The 4437-nt window shown below is 38.0% G+C and carries 5 protein-coding genes; 1 reads left to right on the forward strand and 4 read right to left on the reverse strand.

Translation table 11 applies throughout. The annotated features are described in order from the left end of the window. Window positions 1-268 precede the first annotated feature (268 nt). A complete protein-coding gene (locus tag AW17_RS22940) occupies window positions 269-457 on the forward strand; it encodes a hypothetical protein (RefSeq protein ID WP_029280597.1) in 189 nt (62 codons plus the stop codon). A 79-nt stretch (window positions 458-536) separates the two neighbouring features. Here AW17_RS22940 and AW17_RS22945 read toward each other — a convergent pair whose 3' ends face one another. From AW17_RS22945 to AW17_RS22960, 4 genes are all read right to left on the reverse strand, one after another. Next, window positions 537-1421, reverse strand: coding sequence for a glycerophosphodiester phosphodiesterase family protein (locus tag AW17_RS22945; protein WP_029280599.1), 885 nt, complete (start codon window positions 1419-1421; stop codon window positions 537-539). A gap of 192 nt (window positions 1422-1613) precedes the next feature. Beyond that, the gene (locus AW17_RS22950) at window positions 1614-2471 is read right to left on the reverse strand and encodes a nuclear transport factor 2 family protein (RefSeq protein ID WP_029280600.1); all 858 of its coding nucleotides are present in this window, start codon (window positions 2469-2471) and stop codon (window positions 1614-1616) included. An 89-nt stretch (window positions 2472-2560) separates the two neighbouring features. After that, window positions 2561-3541 (reverse strand): M28 family peptidase, encoded by a 981-nt coding sequence (locus tag AW17_RS22955; RefSeq protein WP_029280602.1) that lies wholly within the window; start codon window positions 3539-3541, stop codon window positions 2561-2563. A 104-nt stretch (window positions 3542-3645) separates the two neighbouring features. Next, window positions 3646-4035 (reverse strand): endonuclease domain-containing protein, encoded by a 390-nt coding sequence (locus AW17_RS22960; protein ID WP_029280604.1) that lies wholly within the window; start codon window positions 4033-4035, stop codon window positions 3646-3648. Window positions 4036-4437: the final 402 nt, after the last annotated feature.

Raw genomic sequence — 4437 nt, forward strand, 5'->3', positions numbered from 1 at the left:
CTGAAAATTATATCTTATTTACGCCTAATCCCGCTTTATCGTCCTGCTGAATTTATTTCAGCATCTTTTTAGCGTGAAAGACCCTGAAATAAATTCAGGGTGACGACCGTCTTAACAGAAAACTTGATTAAAACGCCACAAAATGAGATTTAATAATCGAACTCAGGTTTATAATACAATTCGCCAAATTGCCCTTGTTATTTTAATTTTGTTACTATCTTTACCGCACAATTACAAAGCATAAATCTTTAAATCAAAAATATTCGATATGTCAGCTCACGATTCACACGCACCGGTTCAGCAAACAAAAGGCATTTGGGCTTTGCCATTAACGGCATGGATTCTGGTTTTATTATTGGTTGTTTATTTCACCAGACCAATCTTTAACCATGAAGAAGCACCTGCTCATCATGAAAAAACTGAAGCAGCGCACGAAAAACCAGAAGCACACCACTAGGATTTTCCAGTTATAAAAGCATAAAAAAAAGCGTTCGGATTTAAAATCTGAACGCTTTTTTTTGTACCCTTATTTCTTGCTATTTGAGCTGGCCCATAATGTTTGGAAAATCGGTAATGATGCCGTCTACCCCGAGGCTCATAAAATAATTCACTTCCTTTACCGTATTAACCGTCCAAGGGATAATTTTAATACCCATTTCGTGGCAACGATCTACCAAACCCTTACCAACCAAAACCGAGTAAGGGCTATAAATAGTCGGTTTAAAACCTAATTTCTCAATATAATCTTCAAAAGGTTCCTTTTCATCAATCAATAATGAGGTTTGTATTTTTGGATATTTCTCGTGCAGATATTGCAGCGTACGCATATCAAATGATTCGATAATGACTCTTTTGGCGAGTTTTTTCGAATTAATTACATCCATAATCAGCTCTACAAATTCTGCAGGTTCCGGATGAAATTCGTTATCGCCCTTTTTAATCGTTTTCGTTTCGATGCTATATACAGGTTTGGCGAGCTTGTGTGCTTTAACATAAGCCTCAACCGCATCTATTGTTTCAGAAAGCAGCGGTTTGTAAGCTTTAAACTTCATCTGCCCCGGAAAGCGGTTATGGACTTTGCTGCCTACATCAAACTTTTTAATTTCCTCATAATCCATCTTGTAGATGTTATAATTCTTTTGATCTTTTAATGTAATCGGCTTGCCGTTGGGCTGCAAAGAAATCTCGTTATTGAAATAGGGTTCTTGCGAAAGCACCACTTGTTTATCTTTCGAAATCACGGCATCCATTTCTAAAGTGGTAACGCCTAAATCGATCGCTTTTAACATTCCTTCAATGGTATTTTCGGGCATGATACCGCGTGCACCTGCTTTACCCTGCACATCGAATTTCTTTTTTTGGGCAGAAACATTTAAGAAAAGTAAAATGAGCGTGGAGAGTAAAAGTAATTTTTTATGCATGAATTTTAAACGTAAAATGGGTAGTTTTATTTGTGCGTTGACAACTTTAATAACCAACTTGAAAAGGAAAGTTGTCAACTCTGTATAATAGTATAAAGCATTGAGCCAACCTATCTGCAGTTAAAGGCAAAATTTCGAAATAAAAAAAGGGCTTCTTTTTATGGATAGCCCTCTTTAATTCACATTTGTTATTTATCTTTCTGCTGGTACAAAGGCCTGTACAATTAAGTTCCAGCTTGCGTCAGCACCCTTTTCATAAACGAAAACATAATTAAAGCTTTCGCGTAAATCGGCCTTGTAATCAATAGTAGCCACACCATAGGTATAAGCCAAATCGCTGCCGATTGCTTTATCTACGCCTGTTGTTTTCAAGTTAATTTTACTGATCATTCCATTGTAGAATGCAATAATTTTTCCTTTTCCATCAATAGCTTCGTTACCTGGGAAAAGCAAACGTGCATCGTTGGTTAAAAAACCTCCAAATGCCGCAATTCCATGCGTTTTTAACAAAGTATTTAAAGTTTTCTCGGTGGTTAAGATAATTTCTTTCCCAGCCTTAATTTCTTTTTCATTTAAGAACTTTGGCGCAACATGATCTTTAGGTTCAATAAACTGTTGTGTAACTTTAGCCAAAGGTTTATTGCTTTCCGTTCCTAAATCAATAGCCAATTTCCATCTGCCATTTTCTGGTTTCCAGATCGATAAGTATTGACCGTATTTTTTCTCTGAAGTACCAACTTCATATGGCCCTGTAGTAAAACCTAAATCGCCGCTGCGCGATACTTTCGCCAGGTTTGGGGTCCAGGTCACATCGTTTTCAGCATTTGCTTTACCCGCATAAAAAGTTTTGGCATTAACCGGATTTGGTCTGAACACTAAAGTGCTCGTTGATGAATAGTCTATAAAAGCTTCTTTATCTCCATTTTTGGCAATTGACTTAGCAAAATCCTTCTCAGCATTTACTAAAGATTTGGTTGTTCCGTCGCTTTTTTGGGCAAAAGCACCTAGGGCTAAAAGCGAAGCTATTGCAGTTGAAAATAATTGTTTCATTATTAATTAAGATAATATGGTTTGGCGAATATAAAATTTTCTTTAATGTATGGCCTTAAAAGTAATTAACAATTACACATTAAGGCTACTTATTTTTCTCTATAAATGGTTTCTAAAACAGTTTGACCGGTGGCCTTCAACGTATTTTTATCAATATTGGCCAAGTTATCCAATTGCGTGTGCCAATTGATATAAAAACCACTGTTATCATTGTAATGGATAATATCGATAGAAGGAATGCCTGCTTTGTTCATCCAAAAATGATCATCAACCAATTTTCCGCTCGGAATTTTCGTAAAGTAAGAAGCATAACCAATTTCATTGCCAATTTCCCAAACCTTGTTTACTACGTTTGGAGCAGCCTGACGGGAGATTTCATCCTGTGTAAACTGTGCGCTACCGCCACCAACCATATCGAGGTTAATGCCGTACAAAGCTTTATATCCTGTTGCCAATGCTTTTTTAGCCCAGTACTGAGAGCCTAAGCACCATGTAGTTTCATCTGGTGTTTCATCATTGGCCTTGCCATAATCTTCTAAATCCCACAACACAAAATCAACCCCAACATCTGGCCTTTTCAACTGGATCTGACGTGCCATTTCCAAAATCACCGCCACCCCACTCGCGCCATCATTTGCCGCATCGAAAGGTTTGGTATGATTTGCCGGGTCGGTATCCTGATCAGAAAACGGTCGGGCATCCCAGTGTGCTGTGATTAAGACCCTCTTTTTTTGATCTGGATTAAACACGGCAACAATATTTTTCAGCTGAAAGTTTTTCCCGTCATAAGTTTGTGTTTTCTCCCCCTGAACAGTTACATCGGCGCCGAACGATTTGAGTTTAGCCACTAAATAATCAGCACATTTTTGGTGCGCTGCTGTTCCAGGAATCCGTGGCCCAAAATCTACCTGGGCCTTGGTATAGGCATAAGCACTATCGGCATTAAAATCTGGGGAAACTAAGGGCAGTGCCTTTTCTCCATTTTCATCAGCATTTTGGTTTGTTTTATTCTGGCATGCCTGAAATGCGATTAATGCGAATAAAGGCAGTATTAAAAGTTTTTTATTCATTGTTTAATGTAACGGAAAATTGTTTAAAGTAGTGTAATTATCTCTCATCCCCCTTGCCCCCTTCAAAGGGGGCAGGGGGATGACCCTGCGAAAAATCTTTCCTTTCAGCGGATCCAGGTATGATCTTTCTCCCATTCTGTTATGAAATGCTGAATTATCCTATCTACATTCTCGATATCGTTCATTACCTCATCATCGCTAAACCTCAGAACATGAAAACCCAATGCTTTTAAAACATGTTCGCGTGCTTTGTCTTTTTCAAATTGCCCCTCCCGTTCATGACTAAGGCCATCAACCTCGATAACCAACTTTAAATCCTTTGAGAAAAAATCCGCAATATAATTCGCAATCGGTCGCTGTCTTAAGAAAGAATATCCCAGCATTTTTTTATTCCTCAACAATTCACACCACATCCTTATCTCTGCTTTGGTACTGTCATTTCGATGTCCTCTCGCAAAAGTTTTTAACTTAGAATTATAGTGATTGTTATCCATGATATCTTAAACCTTTTCTTAGCAGTAAAAAGTCGAAAAATGAATATAGCAAACAATTTGCTGTTTTATTCATCTTTAAAATTAAATGTGATCTTCTTCATCCCCCTGCCCCCTTCAAAGGCTATCGTGTGGACACATCTTTTGTTAATTCTATATTTGTTTTTAGTGCACATTCATTAAGGCGGTCATCATGCTGTCCCGAATGTTCGGGATCAGCATCTTTCTAGCTACTAAAGGCATTTATTTGGAAAAAAACATTAATTACCCAAACATTGTCTTTTCTGCTCTTTGCCGCGGGGACATGGTAGTTTTTCGCAGATCATGTTATTTTTATTTGTGCTCAAGAATGCTGGCGCATTTTGGAGCGCCAATTACCCAAAGCGCTTTGTCAATCCAGCAATG

This window comes from Pedobacter borealis DSM 19626 (assembly GCF_000708285.2).
GTDB lineage: Bacteria > Bacteroidota > Bacteroidia > Sphingobacteriales > Sphingobacteriaceae > Pedobacter > Pedobacter borealis.

Bases quoted from the DNA above. Each gene is read 5' to 3' on its own strand.
- AW17_RS22940 (WP_029280597.1), top strand. From the start codon at position 269: ATGTCAGCTCACGATTCACACGCACCGGTTCAGCAAACAAAAGGCATT.
- AW17_RS22945 (WP_029280599.1), bottom strand. From the start codon at position 1,421: ATGCATAAAAAATTACTTTTACTCTCCACGCTCATTTTACTTTTCTTA.
- AW17_RS22950 (WP_029280600.1), bottom strand. From the start codon at position 2,471: ATGAAACAATTATTTTCAACTGCAATAGCTTCGCTTTTAGCCCTAGGT.
- AW17_RS22955 (WP_029280602.1), bottom strand. From the start codon at position 3,541: ATGAATAAAAAACTTTTAATACTGCCTTTATTCGCATTAATCGCATTT.
- AW17_RS22960 (WP_029280604.1), bottom strand. From the start codon at position 4,035: ATGGATAACAATCACTATAATTCTAAGTTAAAAACTTTTGCGAGAGGA.